This window comes from Peribacillus simplex (genome assembly GCF_001542915.1).
GTDB classification, from domain to species: Bacteria; Bacillota; Bacilli; order Bacillales; family DSM-1321; genus Peribacillus; species Peribacillus simplex_B.
Genome location: NZ_LNNH01000055.1, coordinates 105428 through 131840 on the forward strand (window position 1 = coordinate 105428; position 26413 = coordinate 131840).

The 26413-nt window shown below is 44.5% G+C and carries 28 protein-coding genes; 4 read left to right on the forward strand and 24 right to left on the reverse strand.

The window, feature by feature from the left end:
* Positions 1–306: 306 nt before the first annotated feature.
* The 4 genes from AS888_RS22150 to asnS form a co-directional block, all read right to left on the reverse strand.
* Positions 307–846 carry a YpoC family protein gene (locus tag AS888_RS22150; RefSeq protein WP_061144246.1) on the reverse strand — a complete coding sequence of 180 codons (540 nt, stop codon included), beginning with the start codon at positions 844–846 and terminating at the stop codon, positions 307–309.
* The gene (gene nth, locus AS888_RS22155; protein ID WP_061144247.1) at positions 843–1499 is read right to left on the reverse strand and encodes an endonuclease III; all 657 of its coding nucleotides are present in this window, start codon (positions 1497–1499) and stop codon (positions 843–845) included. The genes AS888_RS22150 and nth overlap by 4 nt, the downstream gene beginning before the upstream one ends.
* 22 nt (positions 1500–1521) lie before the next feature.
* Entirely contained in the window at positions 1522–2217 is a 696-nt protein-coding gene (locus AS888_RS22160; protein ID WP_061144248.1) for a DnaD domain-containing protein, read from the reverse strand.
* Positions 2218–2333: 116 nt separating this feature from the next.
* The gene (asnS, locus tag AS888_RS22165; RefSeq protein WP_061144249.1) at positions 2334–3626 is read right to left on the reverse strand and encodes an asparagine--tRNA ligase; all 1293 of its coding nucleotides are present in this window, start codon (positions 3624–3626) and stop codon (positions 2334–2336) included.
* A 389-nt stretch (positions 3627–4015) separates the two neighbouring features.
* On the opposite strand from asnS, the gene AS888_RS22170 reads away from it, so the two are divergent.
* The 3 genes from AS888_RS22170 to AS888_RS22180 are packed head-to-tail and all read left to right on the forward strand — an operon-like array spanning position 4016 to position 5987.
* The gene (locus AS888_RS22170; RefSeq protein WP_061144250.1) at positions 4016–4801 is read left to right on the forward strand and encodes a fumarylacetoacetate hydrolase family protein; all 786 of its coding nucleotides are present in this window, start codon (positions 4016–4018) and stop codon (positions 4799–4801) included.
* On the forward strand, positions 4798–5586 hold the full coding sequence (locus AS888_RS22175) for a fumarylacetoacetate hydrolase family protein (protein ID WP_061144251.1): 789 nt from the start codon (positions 4798–4800) through the stop codon (positions 5584–5586). Before AS888_RS22170 ends, AS888_RS22175 begins: the two co-directional genes overlap by 4 nt.
* A 17-nt stretch (positions 5587–5603) precedes the next feature.
* The gene (locus tag AS888_RS22180) at positions 5604–5987 is read left to right on the forward strand and encodes a 5-carboxymethyl-2-hydroxymuconate Delta-isomerase (RefSeq protein WP_061144429.1); all 384 of its coding nucleotides are present in this window, start codon (positions 5604–5606) and stop codon (positions 5985–5987) included.
* Between the two features lie 57 nt (positions 5988–6044).
* Here the strand turns inward: AS888_RS22180 and hpaB are convergent, their stop codons facing one another.
* The 20 genes from hpaB to AS888_RS22270 all read right to left on the reverse strand — a co-directional run bounded on the left by hpaB (position 6045) and on the right by AS888_RS22270 (position 25272).
* Complete coding sequence (gene hpaB, locus AS888_RS22185; RefSeq protein WP_061144252.1) at positions 6045–7517, reverse strand: 4-hydroxyphenylacetate 3-monooxygenase, oxygenase component; 1473 nt, start codon at positions 7515–7517, stop codon at positions 6045–6047.
* 117 nt (positions 7518–7634) lie between these two features.
* Complete coding sequence (hpaD, locus tag AS888_RS22190; RefSeq protein WP_061144253.1) at positions 7635–8618, reverse strand: 3,4-dihydroxyphenylacetate 2,3-dioxygenase; 984 nt, start codon at positions 8616–8618, stop codon at positions 7635–7637.
* A 25-nt stretch (positions 8619–8643) separates the two neighbouring features.
* Positions 8644–10158, reverse strand: a complete 1515-nt coding sequence (gene hpaE / locus AS888_RS22195) for a 5-carboxymethyl-2-hydroxymuconate semialdehyde dehydrogenase (RefSeq protein ID WP_061144254.1) — start codon at positions 10156–10158, stop codon at positions 8644–8646.
* Between the two features lie 65 nt (positions 10159–10223).
* Positions 10224–11141 carry a 2,4-dihydroxyhept-2-ene-1,7-dioic acid aldolase gene (hpaI, locus tag AS888_RS22200; protein ID WP_061144255.1) on the reverse strand — a complete coding sequence of 306 codons (918 nt, stop codon included), beginning with the start codon at positions 11139–11141 and terminating at the stop codon, positions 10224–10226.
* A gap of 109 nt (positions 11142–11250) precedes the next feature.
* Positions 11251–11928 (reverse strand): GntR family transcriptional regulator, encoded by a 678-nt coding sequence (locus tag AS888_RS22205; protein ID WP_061144256.1) that lies wholly within the window; start codon positions 11926–11928, stop codon positions 11251–11253.
* A gap of 83 nt (positions 11929–12011) precedes the next feature.
* Positions 12012–12158: a hypothetical protein gene (locus AS888_RS26025; RefSeq protein WP_185113152.1), complete on the reverse strand. Its 147-nt coding sequence runs from the start codon at positions 12156–12158 to the stop codon at positions 12012–12014.
* 99 nt (positions 12159–12257) lie between these two features.
* Positions 12258–13442: a pyridoxal phosphate-dependent aminotransferase gene (locus tag AS888_RS22210; RefSeq protein ID WP_061144257.1), complete on the reverse strand. Its 1185-nt coding sequence runs from the start codon at positions 13440–13442 to the stop codon at positions 12258–12260.
* 17 nt (positions 13443–13459) lie between these two features.
* Positions 13460–13951, reverse strand: coding sequence for a cell wall elongation regulator TseB-like domain-containing protein (locus AS888_RS22215; protein WP_221408623.1), 492 nt, complete (start codon positions 13949–13951; stop codon positions 13460–13462).
* A gap of 3 nt (positions 13952–13954) precedes the next feature.
* Positions 13955–14125 carry a YpmA family protein gene (locus AS888_RS25355; RefSeq protein ID WP_064505144.1) on the reverse strand — a complete coding sequence of 57 codons (171 nt, stop codon included), beginning with the start codon at positions 14123–14125 and terminating at the stop codon, positions 13955–13957.
* A gap of 152 nt (positions 14126–14277) precedes the next feature.
* Positions 14278–17058, reverse strand: a complete 2781-nt coding sequence (dinG, locus tag AS888_RS22220) for an ATP-dependent DNA helicase DinG (protein ID WP_061144259.1) — start codon at positions 17056–17058, stop codon at positions 14278–14280.
* A 168-nt stretch (positions 17059–17226) separates the two neighbouring features.
* Positions 17227–17610, reverse strand: coding sequence for an aspartate 1-decarboxylase (panD, locus tag AS888_RS22225; RefSeq protein WP_061144260.1), 384 nt, complete (start codon positions 17608–17610; stop codon positions 17227–17229).
* A 26-nt stretch (positions 17611–17636) separates the two neighbouring features.
* A complete protein-coding gene (gene panC, locus AS888_RS22230) occupies positions 17637–18485 on the reverse strand; it encodes a pantoate--beta-alanine ligase (protein WP_061144261.1) in 849 nt (282 codons plus the stop codon).
* Complete coding sequence (panB, locus tag AS888_RS22235) at positions 18482–19318, reverse strand: 3-methyl-2-oxobutanoate hydroxymethyltransferase (protein WP_061144262.1); 837 nt, start codon at positions 19316–19318, stop codon at positions 18482–18484. The genes panC and panB overlap by 4 nt, the downstream gene beginning before the upstream one ends.
* A 345-nt stretch (positions 19319–19663) precedes the next feature.
* A complete protein-coding gene (locus AS888_RS22240) occupies positions 19664–20644 on the reverse strand; it encodes a biotin--[acetyl-CoA-carboxylase] ligase (protein ID WP_061144263.1) in 981 nt (326 codons plus the stop codon).
* Positions 20629–21822 (reverse strand): CCA tRNA nucleotidyltransferase, encoded by a 1194-nt coding sequence (locus AS888_RS22245; protein WP_061144264.1) that lies wholly within the window; start codon positions 21820–21822, stop codon positions 20629–20631. Before AS888_RS22245 ends, AS888_RS22240 begins: the two co-directional genes overlap by 16 nt.
* A gap of 13 nt (positions 21823–21835) precedes the next feature.
* Positions 21836–22975, reverse strand: a complete 1140-nt coding sequence (bshA, locus tag AS888_RS22250) for an N-acetyl-alpha-D-glucosaminyl L-malate synthase BshA (RefSeq protein WP_061144265.1) — start codon at positions 22973–22975, stop codon at positions 21836–21838.
* Between the two features lie 4 nt (positions 22976–22979).
* On the reverse strand, positions 22980–23693 hold the full coding sequence (gene bshB1, locus AS888_RS22255; RefSeq protein WP_061144266.1) for a bacillithiol biosynthesis deacetylase BshB1: 714 nt from the start codon (positions 23691–23693) through the stop codon (positions 22980–22982).
* Positions 23677–24102, reverse strand: a complete 426-nt coding sequence (gene mgsA, locus AS888_RS22260; RefSeq protein WP_061144267.1) for a methylglyoxal synthase — start codon at positions 24100–24102, stop codon at positions 23677–23679. The genes bshB1 and mgsA overlap by 17 nt, the downstream gene beginning before the upstream one ends.
* Before the next feature lie 17 nt (positions 24103–24119).
* Positions 24120–24920, reverse strand: coding sequence for a 4-hydroxy-tetrahydrodipicolinate reductase (dapB, locus tag AS888_RS22265; protein WP_061144268.1), 801 nt, complete (start codon positions 24918–24920; stop codon positions 24120–24122).
* Positions 24913–25272 carry a nucleotide pyrophosphohydrolase gene (locus AS888_RS22270; RefSeq protein ID WP_061144269.1) on the reverse strand — a complete coding sequence of 120 codons (360 nt, stop codon included), beginning with the start codon at positions 25270–25272 and terminating at the stop codon, positions 24913–24915. The genes dapB and AS888_RS22270 overlap by 8 nt, the downstream gene beginning before the upstream one ends.
* A 169-nt stretch (positions 25273–25441) precedes the next feature.
* On the opposite strand from AS888_RS22270, the gene AS888_RS22275 reads away from it, so the two are divergent.
* Positions 25442–26314 (forward strand): YitT family protein, encoded by an 873-nt coding sequence (locus AS888_RS22275; RefSeq protein WP_061144270.1) that lies wholly within the window; start codon positions 25442–25444, stop codon positions 26312–26314.
* Positions 26315–26413: the final 99 nt, after the last annotated feature.

Here is a 26413-nt window from a genome sequence, read left to right on the forward strand (position 1 = left end):
GTGTGGACAATGACGCTCTCCCTTCGCCCTTCATATCGGCACCCATGCAACCTTCTACGTACACAACCACTAAGCTGTGGGCGATCGGAATTCCAGCTTCATGTTCACGCACAGTGGAATGGAATGCAAGGTGCAACCCACCTGCGGGAAATGCCTGTCTACATGAAACCCGCAAAGCTCAAAGGACCTCCCCGCTAAAAAAGAGCGCCTGCAGTGCATAAAAACAGTCAAAATACAAAACAAAAAAACTGCTGACAAATCTCCCTTATTTTCGGATTTGTCTGCAGTATGAAACGTCTAATTCGCTTAGATATTTTTATTGACATGCGCTTGTTTTATCATGTATTTGACATATTGTTTTTCGAATTCTTGGAACAACTCGCTAAGCTGTCTATATGAAGGAAAGAAAGCCGGTCGAGAAAGGATGAAAGTAAGCCTTTCAGCGACATTTACCGGAATTGTATGGAAGGACTCCATTTGCTCCTGCCAGGCACTCAGCACTACTGGCCTTCCATGCAACCAGAAGACCGCCGTTAAAAATAAGCTGAGGCCCCGCTTCATGAGTCCTAAGGTCTGTCCGGCCTTCCGCTCTGAAAATAACAACCTGCATTCCGAATCAAGTTGCTTCCATTTTTCCAATACTTCCTTTACATGCACAGCCCCTTTTGTCCACGGAGAATAGGAAACCACCTCATTAAAATGAAGCACTTCATATGGAAAGTCCTGAAATGGAATTGTCCCGCTCCATCCTGCATACTGTTCTTTATCAAAGGCGATTTGCTTTTCAGGGAAAAAGAAAGGATGATCCAATTCCTTGGGCACTTTTAACGATACGATCTGCGTCACATGGCCTCTTTCCTTTTCATTCGTTTTTTTCCTTCGCGGCATACTTCAAGAAGCGGACAGGTTTCACATTGTGGTGATTGGGCCTTGCAATGATAGCGTCCAAAGAAGATCAGGCGGTGATGCGTAACGGACCATTCATCCATCGGAATCTTAGCCATCAACGTTTTTTCAACCTCCAAGACGCTATCCTTCCACCGGCAAATTCCCAAGCGCTTGGAAACACGCTCTACATGCGTATCTACAGCTATCGCCGGCACATCATAAGCAACGGAAACGACCACATTCGCGGTCTTTCTGCCAACGCCTGGTAACTTAACTAGCTCATCACGATCACGGGGTACCACCTTGCCGTATTCGTCGATCAGCATGCGCGACAGCTTTTGGATATTCTTAGCCTTGTTACGAAACAAACCGATCGAGCGGATGTCATTTTCCAGCTCTTCTATCGGAACGCTTATGTAATCCTCAGGCGTTTTATATTTTTGGAATAAATCCTTCGTGACTTTATTGACCAATACATCCGTACATTGAGCTGACAGTGCAACAGCGATCACCAATTCAAATGGATTGGAATGATTCAGCTCACAATGGGCCTCCGGAAACATTTCCCCCATTGTATCCAGACAAAATCGAATTTGAGCTTTGTTCAACATTTTCGTTCTCCTTCATTTTGCATTACTGCTCGAGCCAATTATAAAAGGGCACATCTTTGATTGGTTGTGCAGCTTCTGTCTTACGTTCCCGCTTTTGATGGGCCCTGAACTTTTGTCCTTGCTCCCTAGCCTGTGCCAAGGTTTTTATTCCATTCTTTTTCCACTCGAATAAAATCCGATCAATGTAGCGGAAATTCAACTTTCCGGAAATGACTGATTCCCTCAGGGCTGACTTGATGATTTCAGGTTGGTGGTCATCCTCCATCCACATGGCCAATGTCTCACATTCAAAAGGAGATAAAGGACGGCCAAATTCCTGTTCAAAAATCGTATATAGGCTCTCCTCCGCTTTTTGCACTTCAGCAGACTCTGCCCGCTTCAACGTTTTCAGGAAACAGTCCATCATTTTTTCATAAAGCGGCGCTAGCGAATATTTTTCCTGGCCGATTTCTTGATTCTCTTCAACCGCCATTTCCACGAATCCCCTCTGAACCAACCGCTGAATCAAGTACAGACATTCCGTTTCCTGTAATGTCATCCGATCGGATATTTGGGACGGTGCAGGGAAATGGTTACCTTTATCAATGAAGCTTTGCAATTGTATTAATAGGACCATTTCTTGTTCATTCAGTCCCATTGACTTATAGTTAGTCAGCAAAAAGGATGGAATCGTTATCGTTCCTTCCTTAAACCACGCATATAAATGTTCTTTATTCATGTTTTTGGACACCTCATTTTAAGTATAACATGAATACGGCTCACCGAATAAGTTTATAATTTTAACAAAAAACGGTTATCTGTCACAAATGACAAGATAACCGCTTCTTCACAAAATCAAGGATATAGTCGATTTAGTAGACGCGGGAATGGAATTGTCTCACGGACATGTTCCACGCCGCTTATCCAGGCAACGGTGCGTTCCAATCCCAAGCCGAAGCCTGAATGTGGTACGGAGCCGTATTTTCTTAATTCCATATACCATTTGTATGCGTCTTCGCTCAAGCCATGCTCATTTATTCTCTGTTCAAGCAATTTTTGATCATGAATCCGCTCCGAGCCGCCGATTATTTCTCCATATCCTTCTGGGGCGATCAAATCTGCACAAAGAACGACTTCCTCCCTATCAGGGGCTGGCTGCATATAGAATGGTTTGATTTTGGTTGGATAATGCGTGATGAAAACCGGCTTATCATAACTTTCAGCAATCGCCGTTTCATGCGGCGCTCCAAAATCATCACCCCATTGGATATCTTCAAATCCTTGTTCATGAAGGAATTTGATCGCATCATCATACGTGATCCTCGGGAAAGGAGCTTGTATTTGTTCAAGTTTAGCCGTGTCACGACCTAAGGTATTCAGTTCAAGCTGGCAATTTTTCAATACCGACTGGACTATGGAAGATACGAACTGTTCCTGAACCTCAAGGTTTTCTTTAAATTCGATGAAGGCCATTTCTGGTTCAATCATCCAAAACTCGATTAAATGACGTCTTGTCTTGGATTTTTCAGCGCGGAAAGTAGGTCCAAAGGAAAATACCTTTCCTAACGCCATGGCTGCCGCTTCCATATAAAGCTGACCGCTTTGTGAAAGATAGGCATCCTCATCAAAATATTTAGTCGCAAACAATTCACTCGTTCCCTCTGGTGCGCTTCCAGTCAAAATCGGCGGATCGACCTTGACGAATCCTTCTTCATTGAAAAATTCATATGTAGCACGGATGATTTCATTGCGGATTTTCATCACAGCATGCTGGCGCTTTGAACGCAGCCACAGATGGCGGTTATCCATTAAGAATTCAGGACCATGCGCTTTAGGCGTAATCGGGTAATCCAACGATTCATGGATGATTTCAATATCTTTCACTTGTAATTCGAAGCCGAACGGCGAGCGTTCATCCTTTTGGATGACACCTGTTACGTACATGGATGTCTCTTGTGTAACCGATTTCGCACGGGCAAAAATCTCTTCACCCACGTCAGCCTTCACGACCACTCCTTGAATGAAACCGGAGCCATCACGTATTTGAAGGAACGCAATTTTCCCACTGGAACGCTTGCTGGCAAGCCAGCCTCCAATCGTCACTTCTTGATCGACGAACTTGCTAGCATCTTTTATTGTAATTTTCACGGAATTTCCCTCCAAAAATAGCTTAACTTACTAAGGAATTTACTCTACTTATTATACCCATAGCCCTCCTTACAAGCAAATAAATCACATGAATGAAAATCTCCCTCTCTCCATTAAATTTCAGAAAGCCGGCACGCGTATGGCTTGATAGATTACGTGATTACGAATGCAAGGATTCCAGGGTGTAGCTGTGTTTCCCTATCATTGACTTTTTCACATCGATTCCAGTGAACGGCTAACCGTTTCAACAGCCTATATTCAGGGGCATTTTCATTTCTTATTTTACTTTTATTTCATAATTATCCTTAATCATCTAAAAATGTTGAACTTAAACAATAAATCATATACGATATCCTATATGATTATAAAATTTCCAAGGGGTGAGTGCCGTGATTAAAGCAAAGGTGAAGCTTAAGGATTCAGAGTTTTCGGAAGAAGTGGAGATTTCAGATCATCATATGGTAAGGAACGGAAAAAGCTCGGAGTTATCTCAAGTGAATCTGGATATTCCGGTTACAGGAACGTTGTATGGGACCCTATTAAACTACAAAGGTTCATTGGAGGCGCTGATGGAACAGGTCCACCATCCTCCTTATAATGAACCGCCTAAAGGGCCAGTTCTTTATATTAAACCTAGAAACACGTTTTCTGCTTTTGCAAAACCCGTTCCCCTCCCAACTGGGGAACCTGAATTGGAAATCGGTGCATCACTTGGAATTGTAATCGGCAAGACAGCCACAAGAGTCAAGAAAGCGCAGGCAATGGATTATATAGAGGGTTTTACGATCGTCAATGATATTAGCATCCCTCACGAAAGCGTTTACCGTCCTGCGATCCGATATAAAGCCCGTGATGGTTTTTGCCCGATCGCCCCTTGGGTCGTATCCAAAGATTCGATATCAAATCCCGATCGTTTAGGGATCCGTGTGTATATTAACGGAGAGCTAAGGCAAGAAAATACAACGTCCAATCTAATACGCCCCATTTCCCGGCTCATTGAAGATATAACAGACTTCATGACCTTGAATGCCGGGGACGTCCTTTTAGTCGGAGTTCCGGAGAATGCCCCTCTCGCGAAAGCGAACGATCATGTAAGAATCGAAATAGACGAAATTGGTTATTTGGAAAATCCGATTGTAACCGAAGAGAAACTGGCGATGGAGGGGATTTCATGAAGAAAGCGCGTGTAGCTTATGCCGGTGCCATCCATCAGGCATGCGAATCTAATGGACGGCTAAAATTAACAGATGGCCGGATCGTTGATGAGCAAGATGTTGTCTGGCTTCCCCCGTTGGAGCCCCGTACTGTGTTCGCACTAGGCTTGAATTATGCAGATCATGCAAAGGAACTTGCGTTTAAAGCCCCTGAAGAACCCCTGGCTTTCTTAAAAGGACCCAATACCTTCATCGGCCATCGCGGACAGACAAGACGGCCCCTAGATGCCGCATATATGCATTATGAATGCGAACTGGCTGTCGTCATCGGAAAAACGGCGAAGGCCGTGAAAAAGGAAGAAGCGTTTGAATACGTATGTGGTTATACCATTGCCAATGATTACGCAATTAGAGATTACCTCGAGAACTACTACCGTCCCAACTTAAAGGTTAAGAACCGTGATACTTGCACGCCGATTGGCCCGTGGCTCGTCGATGCCAGAGATATTCCTGACCCGATGAACCTTACCATTAAGACATACATCAACGGGAAATTGACCCAGGAAGGCAATACAAACGATATGATATTCGGCATTGCCGAGTTAATTGAATACTTCAGCAGTTTCATGACATTGAGTCCAGGTGATGTGATATTGACAGGAACACCCGAAGGTTTGGCGAATACCGCTGTAGGCGACGAAATCACGACGGAAATTGAAGGAATCGGAAAGCTCGTCAGCACGATCGTCAGTGACGATATCTTTACGAAAGGACAGGAACCGTCACACATAAAAATCAATAATTGATGGAAAGGATCAATCATATGCCTCATATCATTGTAGAATATACGGACAATATAAAAGATGAAATCCAGATTGGGGAATTATTAAAGAAAATGAACGATGTTTTGATCTCCTTTCCCACAATCTTTCCGATTGGGGGCATTCGTTCCCGGGCCATTGAATTGAAGCATTATCGTGTGGCTGATGGCTCTGAGGATGATGCCTTTGTTCACGCCCTGTTAAAAATGGGCGCTGGACGAAATGAGCCTGATAAGACGAAAGTATGTGAAAAGCTTTTCGCCATGATGGAAGCCCATTTCGCCCCGCTCTTTTCGAAAAGGTATCTCGCCCTTTCCATGGAGCTTGTGGAATTCGGTGAGTCGGGCACATATAAAAAGAATAATATCCATGATCGATATAAGTGAAACTTAAAGGCCTTCCCGGTGATCAGGAAGGCCTTTGATTATTCACTCGACATGTAATCAGTTGATTTCCGCGAGATGTTCGGAGCGGTTTAAAAACTCTTTGACGCGGTCCACATATTCCTGTTTATCATAGCCGTTATATAAAGCGCTTGCCATCCGGATCGGATCTCCAAAAAAGAACCGTTCATAAAGCGTTTGTCTTGTGCCAAATGAGCTCATGCACACATCCCAAGCCAGCCGGTACAACCTGACCCTTTCATATGCCGGCCCATTGGCTGCCTGAAGATATTTATCTAAATCAGGCCGGAGTTCGGAGTTGAAATCGGCCTCATTCGGGATGGCCATTAAGCCGCTCGCTCCAAGAAGCTGCATGATTTCACTGAACCTTGGATAAATTTTCGGATAATAATTACGGGCAATGTTCAGCGGGGTGAAATCTGGAGTCATAATTCCCCACTTATCCAATTTTGCATTTGCCTCAGAGGCTGTAATGAATGCCTTCACCGTTTCCAGTGCAATGATGACTTCCGAAATCTTTTCCTGAACATGCTGATATTGCCCAATGTTGATCGTTTCCACCATCAATTGCAGAATCCCCAGGATGAACTCCGTTTTGGCAATATTTTTCGCTACCACTTGATGCGTCATATGTACCACGGCATTACTTTCATAATATGCCTGGTTACAAATTCCAACATCTCCGTAGGCAAATACTCGATTCCAAGGAACGACCACATCATCAAAAACGATGATCGTATCCATTTCCTCAAATCTTGAGCCAAGCGGATGGTCATAATGTGATTTGCCATAATCGAAGGATTCACGGCAGATGAACTTTAAACCCGGTGTATTATTGGGGATGGAGAAGGCGAATGCATAGGGGTTTTCTTCTTCGGATTGCTTAAGCAATGTTGAAGGAAAAACCATGATTTCATCCGTTATGCCCCCTTGTGTAGCGAGTAGCCTTGCTCCTTTAATGATAAGCCCTTCTGAATTCTTGCCCGCTATCCTGGCAGCGATGTATGGATCGGGAAGCTTTGCCGCACTTACACCCCTATTAACCTGCGGCTGAATCAGGGTATGTGTCAAGGACAAATCCTTTTCCCGGCAGAGCTCATAATACGTTTTCATATATTTTGCAAATGCCGCATCTTGTGTGCCGAACATGTCAGCAGCCGAGCCATAGGCCATCATCCCGCTATTGATATAATCAGGCGACCTTCCCATCATGCCATTATTATGACGGGCCCATTCCTGAATCATATTTCTTCTTGTTTCAAGGTCTTCCTTCGTCCGCGGCTGCAAAAATGATGTCCCCACCCGATCATTCGAGGTTGGCGAGATATATGTCATGGTGTCTTGTTTATCGGGGTCATGCTGAAGGTCATATAATTCTGCCTGGCTTTTCATGACCCCCATGAATGCCGGATGTTCACTGATCTTGCCTTTCACTTGCTCCCCATTGATCCAAACATTCGCCTTTGCTTCGTCCACCCTATTAATATACTCTTCACCTGTTTTCGCTGGCATCTAGTATCCTCCTTTTATCCCGGTGATAATGAAGCGCTTACAAAATACAGCTTTGAAAATTGCCGTCAAGCTTTTGAAGATCTTTTCCGCACCAATCGATATCTTACAGCATCAGCCCTAGATCATGAATTCAGGCTTCTTTTTTTCAAGGATTGGGTCTTCAAGTGGAACTTCTTCGCGCGTGATGATATCAAGGACAACGGAAGCCTCATCGAACCATGAATCAGGAGCCTTGGCACCCCAGAAGGTCTGGCGCCTCGGGTCATCCAAATCCCAATGGATCGGTTCATTATCTGGATCGGACGTTAAATAATCGCCATTGTATAATTCAATTCTATGTCCATCCGGATCTCTTAAATAAAGGAAAAATGCGTTGGACAGACCATGCCTTCCGGGTCCGCGTTCAATGGATTGGGCATAACCGAGAGATGCCAGCACATCACAGGCATGGATGAGAGCGAGCGGATCCGGCAGCCAAAAGCCGATATGGTGAAGCTTAGGACCAACACCATTCATGAAGGCCTGATCATGGACCGTTTGTTTCCTATGCAGCCATGTGGCCCATAAATGCCCCGCCTCATCTACTGTATCTTCCGAGCAGGCAAAACCTAATTCTTTCACATAAAAGTCATGGGCCATTTGCACATTGGCAACGCTGCAATTCACATGATCGATTCTCTGGACCCTTGATCCCTTGTGCAAATCGAATCGTTGCAGCAGTCTCTCCGCTTTATCCATTTTGCAAAAAAACTCCATTGGCAAGCCTGAAATGTCCTGAACACGGAGCGCCCTGCCTAGTGCATGCTGCGTCCCTTCTGCCATCCACTTCATTTTCATCCCTTTGGATTTGAATAATGTTTCCAATTCAATAAGATCTTCTTCTTTTTCAACCTTGTATCCAATCGCTTCCACGCTAGGCTTTTCTGCCTTTTGCAGGATCAGCGAATGATGGTGCGCTTCCTCCAGGCCACGTAAATAAATGTGAGCATTCGTTCTTTCCGTTTCAATAAAACCTAAGGCGTCCACATAGAATGCCCTCGATTTGTCTAAATCGGTAACATTAAGAATCGTTCTCGCAACACGGATAATGGAAAAGTTCATAGTGTTCTCCCTTTCTTAATCTCGATTATTGTTCGGCAGAAGAAACGGCATTCTGTTTTTCCACTCCGAATTTCGGAATGTGATGCTCCCCAATCGCAACATGGATTACTTGGGTTTCCGTATAAAACTCAAAGCTGTAATGGCCTCCCTCACGACCAACCCCGCTGTACTTCGAACCGCCAAACGGAATTCGCAAATCCCTGACATTTTGGGAATTCACCCAGACCATCCCGCTATCGACGGCTTGAGCGAATCTATGTCCGCGCCTCATGTCATTCGTCCATACATATGCGGCTAGCCCATACTTTACATCGTTGGCCATTCTCAGGACTTCTTCTTCCGTCTTGAATGGGATGACGGCCATCACCGGACCAAAAATCTCCTCCTGTGCCACCGTCATATCATTCGTACAGTTAAGAAGAAGTGTCGGGGCAATGAAATTCCCTTCCTTGAATTCGTCAGGGATGCTGCCGCTTACAATATCAGCACCTTCGTCTTTGGCTATGTCCAGATAACGGGAGACATTATCAAAATGGTTCCGGTGGATAAGCGGTCCGATCTCCGTTCCCGGATCCATCGGATTGCCAACTTTGATCGAGTGAACACGCTGCTTCAATCTTTGGACGAATTTTTCGATGATCGATTCTTGGACGAATAACCTCGAATTCGCTGTGCAGCGCTCCCCATTGAAAGAATAAATTCCCCAAATAACCGAATCAAGGGCCTTTTCCAGGTCGGCATCTTCAAAAATGATCGCAGGTGACTTCCCTCCGAGCTCCATGGAAAACCGTTTCATGGTATCGGCGCCATTTTTTATGATTTGAGCGCCAGTCGTCGTTTCCCCGGTAAAGGAAATCAATTGGACGTCAGGATGGGCAACAAGAGATGCCCCTGCCGTTTCCCCAAAACCATGGACGATATTCAACACACCCTTCGGCAAGCCGGATTGGTCAAATATGTGAGCTAATTTATTGGCGGTCAAGGGGGACCATTCCGCAGGTTTAAGTACACATGTATTACCTGTAGCAAGCGCCGGTGCTATCTTCCAGGTTTCAAGCATGAAAGGCGCGTTCCACGGCGTGATTAAGCCTGCAACGCCAATAGGTTTATGGATCGTATAATTAATGAATGTGTCATCCACCTGATACGATTCACCAATCAGCCTGCTTTTCACCATCTCCGCATAAAACCGGAAATTCTCGGCTCCCCTTGCTGCCTGTTTTTTTGTTTGGCTAATGGGCAGCCCAGTATCAAGTGATTCCAAAAAGGATATTTCCTCGGCATGTTCTTCAATTAAATCAGCAATCCTGACCAAGTATGCCAATCTTTCTTCCACTTTCATCGATCGCCATGGTCCATTATCGAATGCTTCTTTTGCAGAAGCTACCGCTTGATCGATATCCTCTTTAAACCCTTCTGCGACATTGTTGATTGCTTGATTATTAAAAGGGTTAAGATTGACAAATGTTTTTCGTGAAATACCATCGATGAATTGCCCATTGATGTAGTGCTGGATATCCTGTACGGGAAAAGCTGGCATGATGAATCCTCCTTTAATCTAATTGGGGAAGATAATGAGATTCCGTTTTCGTTTCCATCTCGTAATCATGATTTGATGACTTGTTCTACCAATCCGTATGATTGGAGGGTTTCGCGCAATTCCCTTTCCAACGGTTCAGAAGGCGGACCCATTGGGGGCCTTAAGGCTGGATTGATTTTCCCCATCATTCCCATTGCCGCTTTCAATGGCCCTGGATTTGTTTCTTTAAACAATACATCATTCAAAGGCATCAATTTATAATGAAGCTCGAGTGCCTTATCTACCTTCCCTTCCACCCAAAGGTTATAGAGATCGGCCACTTCTTTAGGGGTGATATTGGCTGTTGCGCTGATATGTCCCGCTCCGCCTATCGCAAGCATCGGGTAGCATAATAATTCAATGCCGGAATATAAGAGGAAATCTCTGCCACAATGCAATAAGACACGGTTCACATGTTCGAAATCCTTATTGGATTCCTTTACACCAATGATATTTTTACAATCTTCAGCAAGTCGCGCCAATGTCTTCACTTCTAAATTTGTTGCCGTCCTGCCGGGAATGTTATAAACGACAATCGGAATATCAACTGAATCCGCAACCGTTTTAAAATGATCATAAAGTGCCTGCTGGTTTGGTTTATTGTAATAAGGAACGATAACCAATGCAGCATCCGCCCCCATTTCCTGGGCTCTTTTTGTCAAATGCAACGTTTCTTTTTGATTGGCAGACCCTGTACCCGGTGCAACCGGAACCCGGCCTTTTGCCGTTTTTATAGCGGTCTCCATCACCAATTCCCGTTCTTCCACCGTTAATGAGCTGGGCTCTCCTGTCGTGCCGCATACCGAGATGCCATGGGAACCGCTTTCAATATGCCAGTTTACGAGATTTTCAATTCCCTTTACGTCCACTTCCAAGTTCTTGTCAAACGGTGTGATGACTGGCGCAATGGATCCCCTTAAACGACGTTTGATTTCCTCGTACATTTTTTTGACCACCTTTTCATTTTTTAATATTCCGAATAATGAACATAAGAAAATAGGCTTTGCTTTAATAGATAATCAGTCGACTATTATAAAAACGAAGCCTGGGTCATTAAAGTGCTTGATCGTGGTTCGTATCCGCCCTCTGCTTGAATGTACTGATGGCATTAAGCTTATGCTTTCTTACCAATGATTCAATATCTTCAAATGAAGCTTTTTCCTGCAGGAGCTTGATAATGCTTTCATGTTCACGGATCGATTGGACAGCACGCTGCGGTACCATGGTGAACATCGACTTTCTGACTCTATTCATTCTTTGCTGAGACTGCTTGATTTCCTCCATTAAAAAGGAATTGCCGCACTTTTCAGTAATTTCGGCATGAAAGCACTCGTTTAATTTACCAAACAGCTCTAATTCAAAGTTATGGAGTGCTTTTTCCATTTCTTTGTTTAAATTTATTAGATTGTCAAAATCCTGATCGTTCATCGTTAAAGAACTTAATGCAGCAGCATAGCCTTCAAGCAGCGATAAGACAGAAAGCGTTTCAATGTATTCGCTCTCATTGATGCTTGTTACAACGGCTCCGCTATAGGGCTTGTAATGAATAAGTCCATCCGATTCGAGTTGCCTGATCGCCTCCCTGACCGGGATTGGACTTAAACGTAATTCTTTAGCAATTTGATCGATGATGATGCGCTGTCCAGAACCGTATGTTCCATCCAAAATCAATTGGCGCAGGTGTTCGTAGGCGATTTGCTTTTTATTGGTGTTTTTGTTTTTCTCTTCCATATTTTTATCATATATGAAATCATATATGATTGCAATTGGTTTTTACTGAAAATCATATACGATTTCGCCTTTTCACTATCTACTTAAGTAATCTGCACCGGTATCGGGCGTCCCGGACTCCGTTGACGCCCAAGAGCCTTGAACAGCCCTTCCAATTCCTGAGCTTGACAGGTAGAGAGATCCCCGATTGTCCAATCGCTTAGCTTCGCTGGCGAAAGGAGTTTCATCATGACTGTTCTTCCTTCTTATCGATAGAACGGCTTCGATATTTTCCATAAAAAAAAGCCTGCAGTCCGCTTTAAGCGGGACACCTGCAGGCTTTGGGAGTATTATGCCAGTTTGGATGTAACAAATGAATGGATTCTTTCAATGGCTGTTTCAAGCAATTCCAATGAAGTCGCATATGAAAGTCGGATATTATCAGGTGCACCGAAACCTGAACCTGGAATGACTGCGACTTTCGCTTCTTCCAATAGTGCAGTCGTAAAGGCCTCGACATTGCTGTATCCTGTTAATTCTGCGGCGCGTTTAACATTTGGAAACAGGTAAAATGCCCCCTGAGGTTTAATGCAGCTAAATCCTGGTATTTCGACTAATTTATCATATATCTTATTCAAACGTCCCTCGAACGCTTGACGCATTTCTTCAACGGCATCCTGCGGCCCTTCGTATGCAGCAATCGCTCCATACTGTGCAGTCGTCGTTGGGTTGGAGGTACTATGGCTTGCAAGGTTCGTCATCGCTTTGATGATCGCTTCATCACCGACTGCATACCCGATTCTCCAGCCAGTCATTGAATGAGATTTAGACACGCCATTGATGATGATCGTTTGCTTTTTCAATTCAGGTGAGATTTCTGCAATCGATGTATGCGTTGCATTACCATAAACCAATTTTTCATAAATTTCGTCGGAAACGATCAAGATATCATGGGCAAGGCAAACTTCCCCAATGGCCGCCAGTTCTTCCCTCGTATAAAGCATGCCCGTTGGATTGCTTGGAGAATTAATGATCACTGCTTTCGTTTTCGCGGTAATCGCCTGTTCTAATTGTTCCTTCGTTATTTTATACTGGTTTTCCTCGGTGCCGACAATATAAACCGGCTTTCCGTCAGCAAGCTTGATTTGCTCGGGGTAACTTACCCAATATGGGATCGGGACGATGACTTCGTCGCCTTCATCCAGGATGGCTTGAAATAATGTGTAAAGCGCATGCTTGGCCCCGGAGCCTACCAAGATTTCAGAAGTCTTGTAATCCAAGCCTTGATCACGCTTCAACTTAGCTGCTATCGCTTCTTTAAGCTTCGGCAGGCCAGCAGAAGGCGTGTATTTGGTTTGGCCTTCATTCATCGATTGAACGGCTGCCTCTATAATATGCTTGGGCGTATTGTAGTCAGGTTCACCGGCCCCCAGACCAATGATATCAATCCCTTGGGCTTTAAGTTCTTTTGCTTTTGCCGTGATGGCCAATGTTGTCGATGGTGTCAAAGACTGAACTCGGTTCGCTAATTTCATAAAAATAATCCCCCATTCTAAATGCTTCGATAGTACTTAAGCCATTCCCCAGTTTTAAAATCATAATAATCATAATTAAACCGCTCGGAATCATCAAGATACGTTACTTCCCAAAGAGGAACGTTCTTTTCCATGCCAAGCTTTACGGAAATGATTTTTTCTGGATTGAGCTTTTCCTTGGCAATGCTTAAAATTTCTTTTTTCGTTTTACCATCTTTATAATCTTCCACTACAATTTTCTTTTTTTTGTCCTCGGGAAGCCAGACTACTTTTTTAATCCCTTTTTCTCCCTTACCTATGATGACGGAATATGAATCCTGTCCATTATAAAGGTAGAATTCGTCCATGGACCGAAGGCCGGCCTCTTCCCTTGCCTTCTTAAAAGCCGCATTGCCAGCTTCTTTTTTTGGCTGCAATGCTTTAATATATGCTCCGCCGACAAAACCGATAAGACAAAGGACCAGGATGGAAGCAATAATCAACCATTTTTTCAAAGCTGCTTTTCCCACTTTCTATGTACGATAAATTGTAAATATCGCTTTTTCTTGATCTTCGGAATCCAATGCCAACCCGAACATCAAGTCATCCTTTTTCAATGTTCGGTTCAAAGAATCCACAATTTTATACAAATCAGGTGAATGCTGCAGCCTGACTGTCGAGATTACTTCAATTTTGCTTTCCATGAAAACGCCCTCCATTATAAAATTGTCAACAACCACTGATATGAATAGGATTAGTAGGCTTTACCACCTTTCACATTATACCAGTTCGAAGGTTTTTTTTCTTCATAATTCCGTAAAATTTCAGCGGAATCCAGCAATTATCAAAAAACTCATTATATCCATTCTTCTATCATCTCGGCCATCTCCGTGATGGATGCTTGGTGCCATTCGACCGTTGGAATGGCCTTGCGAAATTCGGGACCGTATTTGGCCGTGACGATGCGTCGATCCAGAACGACCAAAACGCCTTTATCATTAGGAGTACGTATGAGCCTGCCGAACCCTTGGCGGAATCTTAACAGTGCTTCTGGTAAGGAATACGCAGCAAAGGGATTTCGCCCTTGCTTCTCGAAAAGCTGGCATTTTGCAGCGGTTACCGGTTCGTCCGGTGGTGAAAAAGGCAGCCTGACAATCACCAAACAAGATAAATCCTCACCTGGGATATCGACGCCCTCCCAAAGGCTGGTCGTTCCAAAAAGGATGGCTTTCTCGAAGTTTTGGAAATTCCTGAGCAGCCTCATTCGGCTTCCGCCCGAAATCCCTTGCGCAAACAAGGTGAACTCGTCCAAAACCCCGGTGTCCTTGATGGAATGATAGGTGGCCCGCAACATCTCATGTGAAGTGAATAAGACCATCATCCTCCCTTGGGCTGCCTGTGCAGCGGCAATGATATGATTTGCTGCCGTTTCCGAGAACTCCTCAACGGATAAACCATTGATATCGGGTATATCATTGGGAACGAGAACCTTAACAAGCTCCTTATAAGGAAAAGGCGAAGGAAACCTTGCCGTTAGCATGGACTGGTTCTCTAGCCCAAGTTGTTCTTTAAAATATTGAAAGGAATCCTTCACAACTAGGGTTGCCGATGTCATGACCACACTTTTCTGGCGCCCGAAATAGGAATCCCACAGCCATTTACTTCCTGCAATCGGCTGGACCGTCAAAGTCACTCCATGCTGCGGTGCCGCATTCGTATAATCAAGCCAATAAATATTCTCTTCATGCGGCTTCATGAAAAATTCATGTAACGACTCCCTCGTATCCTGCAAATGTCCAAGGAGAACTTCAATATCGTTTAAATAAAATAGCGAATTTTTACCTAAAGGCGATTCATGATTCAATAAATGGGCCAATCTTTGCGAGAGCTCCGTGATGATATATCCCAATAAGTCAACCAATCGCTCGGCAACAAGGATCCCTTTCCCCCATCTTCCATCATCCACCTTGAAGGAAATCCGTTTCGGACTCATGGAACGTGAAAGTTTTTCCGCCTGATTGGAGAGGAAATGGAAAAGCTGCTCGAATTCGTAAGAAAAATCATTCAGCTTTCGATCTAGTTCGTGGCCATTCCTCCCATCTGCCAGTCCGTTATTTAGGAGTAATCTGTCCAATTTATACAATAATTGCTTTTGGTCCGTTGTTCCTAATCGATTCAATATCGTTTTCACTGATATATAATTGAGCCGTCTCCCCAACTGTTTAGAAGCCGCCTGCTCCAGATGATGTGCTTCATCGAGAATCAGGTAACCTTTCTTTGGAATCAACGCATCTTCCGTCAGAAGATCGGACATTAAAAATGAATGGTTTGTAATGATGATATCTGCTTTGACCGCCGTTTTTTTTGCCCGTTCGAAAAAATCCAACGTCTGCCAAGGTTGTTTTAAGCCCGCATATGTTAGACCGTCACTTTGCAGCCTATTCCAAAATAGCTGACCGCCGCTGGTGAGGTTCAATTCATCCTTATCTCCTGTTTCCGTTTCCGTAAGCCAGACCAATATTTGCATTTTCGTTAAGGCCGTTTCATAATTATCCTCTTTTTCACGCAAGGCCCGCTCGAACTTCGCCAAGCTTAAATAATTGCTTCTCCCTTTTAACAGGACTGCTTGAAAACTAAACGGCAGGATGGCTTTCAGTTTAGGAACCTCGTTTTGCAGAAGCTGATCCTGCAGTTGAAGCGTATATGTCGATACGACAACCGGCTTTTGATTCTTTCTTGCAAAATAAACGGCTGGAAGCAGGTAGCCTAACGACTTCCCGATTCCCGTCCCCGCTTCAATGATCGCATCTTGGTTCGATTCAAAGGAATGGTGGATCATATTCATCATTTCAAGCTGGCCGCGCCTTGCTTCAAATGCAGGAAAAGCATGGTTGAGCATCGCCATTTTAGCCTCATCGTCGAGCGGGAATTCCGACTCTTTGTCGTTACGATTACTTTCTTCCCCGGTCTTTTTAAAGGCAAGGCCCCTATACGTGATAAGGTCAGGAGAATGCACTTCCGTTTTCGCTAATTTGCTTGCAATGCAAGCATCTATCAATTCGGAAATCTCACTTTGTAAGGAATAAGATAATCGATATAACTGTTTCAGCGTCATCACCGGCAGATTCAACAGCTTTTTCTTCAATTCCAGCAATAGTAAGGCAGTGGCATATGCATCACTATCCGCCTGATGCGGCCGCGAATGATCTAGGTTTTCTTCTTTAGCTAACTGGTGAAGCTTATATCCATCCGATGTTGGTTTTAAGATTTTGGCTAATTCGACCGTATCAAGGGTGGACCCGTAAAACGGTTCATAGCCGCAGCGTACCAATTCTTCCTGTAAAAAAGATAAATCAAATAAAACATTGTGGGCTACAAAACAAGCCCCGTCTATAAGCTGGGCAATATTATTTGCGACATCTTCAAAGTCAGGTGCATGTTTTACCGTCTCGTTGCTGATCCCGGTCAATTCTTCAATGAATAGGGAAATTTCCTGTCCAGGGTGAATGTATGTCGAATATTCATCGACAATTTGGTCATTTTCAATGACCACCCCAGCAAATTGAATAATTCTATCCCCTTTTTTTGGAGAATTCCCTGTTGTTTCCAAATCGACCACTACATATCGTTGCGTCATCAATGTACACCTCAAACTTTGTTTTCTCCACTTCCTGATGGAATTCTCTTATCTTTTTTATACCATAATAATCACAATAAAGGAAACAAGCCGTTCATTCCGTTTATGGAATGACTTATTTCCATTGAAAAAGGCCGGTCCATATGCACATATGGACCGGCCTTTCGCTTACATGATTGTAGCTGCAGGTTCGTTGGAGATCAATTCGATTATTTTGTTTTCTTCATTCATGATCGCTACCTTTGGCTTGTGGTCTTTAAGCTTCTCTTCAGCGACCAGGACATAAGATAGGATGATCACGATATCATCCGGCTGGACAAGTCTTGCTGCAGCCCCGTTCAAGCAAACGACACCACTTCCCCTTTCGCCCGCAATTACGTATGTTTCAAGTCTTGCTCCATTGTTATTATTCACGATGGCAACCTTTTCATTAGGGAGGATCCCTACCGCATCAATGATATCTTCATCGATTGTAATGCTGCCTACATAATTCAAATTCGCTTCGGTCACCCTTGCACGGTGGATTTTCCCATTCATCATCGTTCGAAACATTCAAATTCCCCCTGAAAAATCATGATTTATTTAATGTTAATCGTAATATTATCAATAAGCCGAGCATGCTTGAATTTAACGGCAAGTGCAAGGATGATGTTTCCCGAAAGCGTTTCAAGCGGTTTAAGCGCCGGATATTGATAGATCTCAATATAGTCGATCAATCCATGCGTGTGGGCTTCGATATGCTTCCTTACCAGTGCCGTGACAGCTGCAGCATTCCTTTCACCTGAATCAATGGCCTCCGCCGCTTTCAATAAGCTTTGATACAACTCTTTAGCTTCCATGCGCTCCCCATCTGAAAGATAGACATTTCTCGAGCTTTTCGCCAAACCGTCTTCTTCACGAACGGTATCTACGGCGACAAGCTCTATCGGGAAATTAAAATCCTTGATCAAACCATCTATCACCGCGACTTGCTGGGCATCCTTCTTGCCGAAGTAGGCTCGATCGGGAAGGATGATATTGAAAAACTTCGTTAGGACTGTCGCCACCCCATCGAAATGGCCTGGTCTTTTCCTGCCGCAAAGGCAATCCGTCCTGCTTTGGACCACTACCTTCACCGAAGGTTCCTCACCGTACATCTCCTGGACGGTAGGATAGAAGAGATAATCCACACCTGCATTCGCAGCAACGTTTTCATCACGTTCCAAATCACGCGGATATGTTTCAAAGTCCTCATTCGGCCCAAATTGCAAAGGATTGACGAATATACTTAAAACGACGATATCATTTTCTTTCCTTGCCTTTTCCATAAGGGTGGCATGCCCTTCATGTAAGTACCCCATCGTCGCTACATAGCCGATACTTTTCTGGTTGCTTTTTTGTTCGCGGAGCACCTGCTGCAATTCCCCTGCTGATGTAAAAGTTTTCATCTTTTCCCTCCGTAAAGCTCTGTAAGCTCCTCTTCCTTCATCGTAAATGTATGTTCTTGGGACGGGAATTGATTCGCTTTCACTTCAGCGACATAATTTGTTAGCGATTGCCCTATGAGTTCATTCGCATCTCCGTATACTTTGACGAATTTGGCCACTCGATCAACGCCATATTTGATCACGTCATGATAGACGAGAACCTGGCCATCCGTATCTGCACCTGCTCCAATCCCGATGGTCGGTATTCCCAAGTGATGCGTGACCAGCTCCCCCACTTGATATGGTACACATTCAAATACTATTGCCATTGCCCCCGCAGCTTCACACCTCTTTGCGTCCTCCACAAGCTGTGCAGCAGCTTCGGCGTCTTTTCCTTGTACTTTGTATCCCCCTAGCACCCCCACCGATTGAGGGGTCAAGCCAAGATGGGCTACAACCGGGATGCCTGCCTTCGTCAACGCGGCTATTTTTTCAACGACTTCATCTGCCCCTTCAAGCTTCACGGCATCCGCATGGCCTTCCTGCATGATTCGAGCTGCATTCTTGAGTGTTTCATCCATTGAAAGATGATAGCTCATGAAGGGCATATCCGTAACGACAAAAGTATCCGGCGCCCCGCGTTTTACGGCCTTGGTGTGATGAATCATATCATTCACCGTTACAGGAATCGTCGACTCATATCCCAATACGACCATTCCTAAAGAATCGCCCACCAATATCATATCCACTCCTGCTTGTTCGGCTAATTTTGCGGATGGGTAATCATAAGCCGTCAGCATGACGATCTTCTCTTGATTTTGTTTCATTTTCAAAAAATCTCCGGACAATTTCATTACGTTTCCTCCTTTTTGATGGAGGAGATGAAAACATCAGTGTAAGTGAACTGGTGCCTCTACATTCATACGCAAAAAAAAGACTGACTAAAAAAGGTATCTGTTACGCGCGAAAAATAGCAAAAAAAGCCATATTTCGTTCAATAAACAGCACTTATCTTTTAGTCAATCCTTTTGTTCCATCAGAAGTTTCATCCCTCCGTCCCCGTCCAATAATCTGGATCAAGGCAGATTTTCAAATAATTTGGCATTTATGGGGGTGCAGTTCACATAAGATACTGCCCACTTGCATTATATCAAGCAAAAATCAAAAATTCTATTTTTTTTTATGGAATTGACAAAAATCTACTGAATTTCAATGTCTGCCGAATAAATCGAATGAACGGTTCCTTTTTCATCCTCAAGGAGCAGCACACCGGCATCGGTTATGCCCAATGCTTTTCCGACGATCGTATCGTTGACGGTGCTGGCCCTGATAACCTGTCCAAGGCTGATCGCATAACTTTCCCACAGATCCTTTATCGGCTTGAAGCCTTCCTCCAGGTAGAGATCATATAAATGTTCCAAGCGCAATAATGCACGCTGAATGACCGTCGACCTTGAAATCAGTTCTCCGCTTTCTATGAAAAGCGAAGAAGCCTTTTCCTGCAGCTCTTCGGGAAAGTCTTCCAATTGCTGATTAATATTCATTCCAATTCCGATGATGACAGAATGAATCCTATCCGATTCCGCCTGCATTTCGGTCAGGATGCCCACCACTTTCTTGCGATTCACCAAAATGTCATTCGGCCATTTTATTTGCGGTTTCAAATCAGTCGTATCCTCTATGGCCTGAGCCACGGCAACCGCTGCCAACAAGGTCAACTGCGGAGCCTCATGAACCGGGATCTTCGGCCTTAAGATGAGGCTCATCCATATGCCGCTGAATTTTGGTGAATGCCAAGATCTCATCAATCTTCCTTTCCCGGATATCTGTTCCTCGGCAACGACCAATGTCCCTTCCTGAACACCTTCATTTGCAAGTTGATGGGCAATTTTCTGTGTAGATTCCACCGTCTCCTGATAGTGAATCATCTTGCCGATCGTCGTTGTTTCCAAGCCAAGCTGTATTTCGCTTTCGGACACTTTTTCTGGTGCCGATATGATCCGATAGCCTTTTTTTCTAACCGCCTCGACGCGATATCCTTCACTGCGCAGATCTTCGATATGCTTCCATACCGCTGTTCGTGAACAGCCAATATATTCGGCAATTTCCTGCCCTGATATAAATGCACCATCCGCCTTTGAAAGGGCTTCCATCAGCTTTGTTCTTAACTCAGATTGCATTTCACGAGCCACCTCATTATTTCTTCTTTATCATTTCTTAATTCTCCATCCAAGACCGCCTTCACGATCATTTCCAGGTATGCTTTGACCCAAGGTCCTGGTTTTTCTTGACGCCAATTCACTAAATCCGTCCCCGTTACGTCAAGTTCGGACATCGTTTTGATAGTCAGTGCCTCGTACTGCTGTTGGCCGCTTTCCTCCGCCTCGATGACATTCCCCCCCGTCAGGGAAGCTTTGACCTTGGCCGCCTGTACAGTCAAGTCATGCCCGGCTTGGAATACCTCAAAGGATGATTTTTCAAAAGACGGTTCCTGCTTTATCAGCTGTACAATCCGCTGGATGTTTCGGATCGTTTTTAATGGCAGTTTCCATGCCCTTAACGCCGCTTCCATTTCGTCATCCTTTGTCTTGACCATGATCACGGACCATAACTCTGCCGCTTTTAAATGATGAAGCGGCAGGTTCAGTACATTCTTTAAATGGTCCTTCTTATCCGAGAGCTTTGGCAGGTATTGATACAATCCGCTTTCCAACAAAAGGGCGATTGCCCTCTTCTTATATGTACCGGCCATTAACTTCTCGAATTCGACCAGAATCCTTTCGACTGCAATCTTGCCAATGATGGGGGCATTCACTTGAAGCGAGTGGAAAGTGTCATGATCCAGTTCAAAACCAAGCTGGCTGACGAACCTTAATGCGCGCATCATCCTCAAGGCATCCTCATGAAATCGTTCATGCGGGTTACCGACCGTAATGATCCTTTGCTCTGAAAGATCACGCCTCCCATTGAAAGGATCGATGATATTTCCCCCTTTATCCATGGCGATTGCATTCATCGTAAAATCCCTTCTTTGTAAATCCTCCGTCAAAGAGCGGACAAATTGGACGGAATCCGGTCTGCGGAAGTCCGAATAACCGCCTTCCGTTCTAAATGTCGTAATTTCATATGTACCTGACGGCGTAATGGCGAGCACCGTACCGTGATCAATCCCGATATCCGCCGTATTGGGAAACACCTCTTTTATTTCCAGCGGGGTCGCGGAAGTGGCGATGTCCACATCATTAATCGCACGGCCTAGAATATAATCCCTTACAGAGCCACCAACGAAATACGCCTCGAATCCTGCTTGTTCAATCTTTTCAAGAATGGGCACCGATTTTAAGAATAATTCGTCCATCAGCATCCCCTCCCTATTTGATGGATTTAGCTTCTAACGCTTCCAGGTAAATAGCTTCATATTGCGACATGATCGTATCTGAATGAAAATCGGTATTGGCCCTTTCCAGTGCAGCCTCAGAAAAACGTTCATGCAGGGCGGGATCACTTAATAGACCGACCGCTTTTTCGGCCACCGTCGCGACATCTCCCAAATCACAAATATAACCGGTCTCCCCATTAACGATGACCTCCGGAATGCCGCCAATATCCGTTCCGATACAAGGAACTCCGCATGCCATCGCTTCTAAAAGCACCAGGCCGAAGCTTTCTTTTTCCGATAACAGGTAAAGCAAATCACTGATTGAATATAATTCGGCAAGGTTATCCTGTTTTCCAAGGAATAGGACCGATTCATCGATTCCAAGATCTTTCGCCAAGGCCAATACGGTTGTCACTTCCGGTCCATCCCCAACGAGGAGAAGCTTGGCAGGGATTTTCTTTTGAGTTAAATAAAACGCCTGGATGACGTCCTTCACACGCTTGACGGAACGGAAATTGGAAACATGGATGATCACTTTTTCGTCATCCTTGATCCCGTATTCGTCCTTCAGGTAATCTGAATTTGCTTTATGGTAATCCCTTTCATCAATAAAGTTATATACGGTTTTAATTTCCTTATCGGGAGCGATCAAATCATATGTTTGTTTGACAAGTGAATTAGACACACCGGTAACGACATCTGATTGCTCTATCCCGAATTTTATTAAATTGGTCAGGGAAGGATCATGTCCCAGCACAGTGATGTCTGTACCGTGAAGCGTGGTGACGATCTTCACTTCATTGCCCGACATTTGCTTGGCCAAAATCGCACAAACAGCATGGGGAATGGCATAATGAACGTGAAGGATATCCAATTTCTCCCGTTTCACCACTTCAGCTAACTTGCTCGCAAGCGCAAGGTCGTATGGGGGATACTGGAATACGGAATACGAATTCACTTCCACTTGGTGATAATAAATATTGTGATACATCTTATTCAAGCGAAAAGGGAGGCTTGAAGAAATGAAATGTATTTCATGCCCCTTTTCCGCAAGCATCTTGCCTAATTCAGTGGCTACGACACCTGAACCTCCAACTGTGGGATAGCAGGTAATTCCAATTTTTAATTTCATAAGATTAGTTATCTCCTAACAAATCGGCATCAATCAATAACGGTTTCTTTGTCATGAATCCTTCAGCGTATCCGACACCGACTTCTTTGCCGAACATTCGCTCCCGTGCCTCTACCGTCTCGATATAACCATTCACAAGCGGTGTGTCCGCCGCTCCATCCGTTTTGTCGAATTGGCTGGCGTATGTCCTGAGGCTATCCAGCTTCGTCGGTAATGTAGAAGTGATGTCCACGACGAAGTCCGGCTTGTGAAAACCGTTTATCATATAATAATACATATTTTTGACACGATGATAGTCGCTGCTGCCTTCTTCCATATACTTTCTCACTCCCGCAGAAAAAACTGCTTCTTCCACTAATTTTGCACAGTTTCCATGATCGGGATGGCGATCCGCTGAAAAAGGGGCAAATACGAGCGCAGGTTTATACTGGCGAATGACGGTAATGATTTGATTTATGTATTCCGCTTTCATATAAAGCCCCCGGTCGGGTAAATCCAGGGAAATTCTCTCCACTCCAAGGATGTCTGCCGCCTTTTTAGCTTCCTTTTGCCTTAATGAGATGCTTCCGTTCGATGACATTTCAGCCTTTGTCAAATCGCATATCACGATATGCTTGCCTTGCTGTACATACTTGGCGATCGTGCCGCCCATACCGATTTCAACATCATCCGCATGTGCACCGAACGCCAGGATATCTATATTACTTTTGCTTATCATTGATTTCACCTTGTTTTTTTCGTAGTTTAAGCCAATCCATATACCCATGCTCCAAGCCTTTTACCAGTACTTCGGCCGTACCCATATTGGTGGCCAGGGGTATTTCATATACGTCGGAAAGACGGATAAGGGCCGATACATCCGGTTCATGGGGCTGTGATGTCAATGGATCGCGGAAAAATAAGACCATATCCATTTCCCCCCGTGCAATCATGGCGCCTATTTCCTGATCTCCGCCAAGCGGACCCGAATGAAAACGGTGAACTGTCAAGGATACTTCTTCCATGATCCGTTTTCCGGTCGTACCTGTTGCAAATAACTCATGCTGCTGAAATACTGATTTATACGCTGTTACAAATTGAATGATATCTTCTTTTTTCTTGTCATGGGCAATCAAGGCAATTTTCATCGTCAATCCTCCACTCCCTATTCAATAATATTTTCCAGACCGTATACAAGTATGTCCAATTTCATGACGGTATCTACCGCAAGTTTAACTCCTGACATGAAGGAAGCCCGATTGAAGGAATCATGTCTAATCGTCAATAACTCCCCATCGCTTCCGAAAAGCACTTGTTGATGAGCGACGAGTCCTGGAAGCCGAACGCTATGGATATGCATGCCCTCCACATTCGCTCCTCTTGCGCCCTGGATGGTTTCCTTCTCGTTAGGATGACCTTGCTGCTTCGTTTCCCTAACCGCCGCGATCATATCTGCCGTTTTCGAGGCGGTGCCTGAAGGGGCATCCAGTTTTTGGTCATGATGCATTTCAATGATTTCTACATCCGGGAAGTATTTAGCCGCCATTTGGGAAAACTTCATCATCAAAATGGCACCTATCGCGAAGTTTGGTGCAATGATGCAGCCGATACCTTTTTCCTTTGTCAATGATTCCAGCTTCGTTAAATCTTCCTTGGTAAAGCCGGTCGTGCCCACTACAGGCCTGATGTTGTGCTTCAGTGCGGTCTCGGTATGGTACATCCCCACTTCTGGCGTAGTCAAATCAATCAATACGTCTGCTTTCACCGAAGAAAAGCATTCGTTAATATCCGAAAAAACAGGCACATCCATGCCCTGAAAACCTTCTATGGAGGAAAGGCTTATCCCGTTATGTTTGTGGTCGATGACAGCCGCCAATTCAAATTCTTCCGTCCTTTGGACAAGCTTCACCGCTTCATTTCCCATTCTGCCTCGCGGACCCGCTACAATTACCTTTACTTTACTCATCTTCACTTTCCCCCTCCGTAGTATCTTGTTTTTTTGTCCATCTATCTTTATCACGGGTTGTAAACTTATGCATCACCTTATCATGTGAGCTTTGGAGGTCGATCCCTAATGAATTGGCAAAACAAATTAAAACAAAAAGCATGTCGCCCAATTCTTCCTCGACCGTGTTCTCTTCCTCCGTTGTTTTCTTCGGTTTTTCACCATGATAATGATTGACCTCCCTCGCCAATTCCCCGAGCTCTTCAGTCATGCGAGCAAGCATGGCAAGCGGGCTGAAATAGCCTTCCTTGAATTGTCCTATGTATTGGTCCACCTCAGCCTGCATGTGTTGAATCGTCTTGTGCTTTTCCATATAGTCACCCAATCTCGATTTTCGTTTACAAACTTCATATCTTCTCCATGTTAGCTAAAAGTGAAACAGATGACAACAGATACGTTCGCGAATCAAAATTGCCCATAGTTGGCTAATTAGTTATAATAAGTCAATTGATGTTTTATTCAACCGTTTGGAGGTATGGAGAATGCTTTTCGGCTTAAAACTAAAAAATACACTATTCATCCTATTTGGGGCTGGGATCTTTGCCTTTGGCCTCGTGCATTTTAACATGCAAAATAATTTGGCCGAGGGCGGCTTCACCGGTCTAACCTTGATTATATATCAACTTGTAGGCATAAATCCTTCCTATTCCAATTTGGTTTTGAACATTCCCCTGTTTTTAATCGGTTGGAAATATTTAGGCCGCACCTCCTTCCTCTATACGCTCATTGGAACGGTAGGCCTCTCGGTATGGCTATGGGTGTTCGAAAAATACCAAATCAACATCGACCTCGGAGGCGATTTGATGCTGGTCGCGTTGTTTGCAGGGGTCTTTGTAGGCGTCGGGCTTGGCATAATCTTCCGGTACGGGGGGACAACGGGAGGCGTCGATATCATTGCCCGTTTTGCACATCGCTATTTAGGAATGGGCATGGGCCGGACCATGTTCATCTTTGATGCCGTCGTGATCGGCCTTTCCATCCTCACCTACTTGAACTATCGGCAAGCGATGTATACCCTTGTTGCCGTATTTATCGGGGCAAGAGTCATTGACTTCATGCAGGAGGGCGCATATGCTGCCAGGGGTGCGATGATCATCAGTGAAAAGAACCAGGAAATTGCTGAAAAAATCATGAAAGATATGGAGCGGGGCGTGACAGTCTTACGTGGATATGGTTCATTTACACGGAATGATCGGGAAGTTCTCTATTGCGTCGTCGCCAAAAATGAGCTGGTCCGTTTAAAAAATGCCATTACGTCAGTGGATCCCCATGCCTTCGTATCAGTAAGTGAAGTGCATGATGTATTGGGTGAGGGCTTCACCCTCGATGAGAATAAGAATCCGATTGAAAGATGAGTCATCATTCTGAAGCGTTCCCGGAAAAGCTTACTTTCATAACAAGCCGTCTTCGTCTGTATAAGCGGAAACAAAAAAAGGACGCCATCACATGATGGC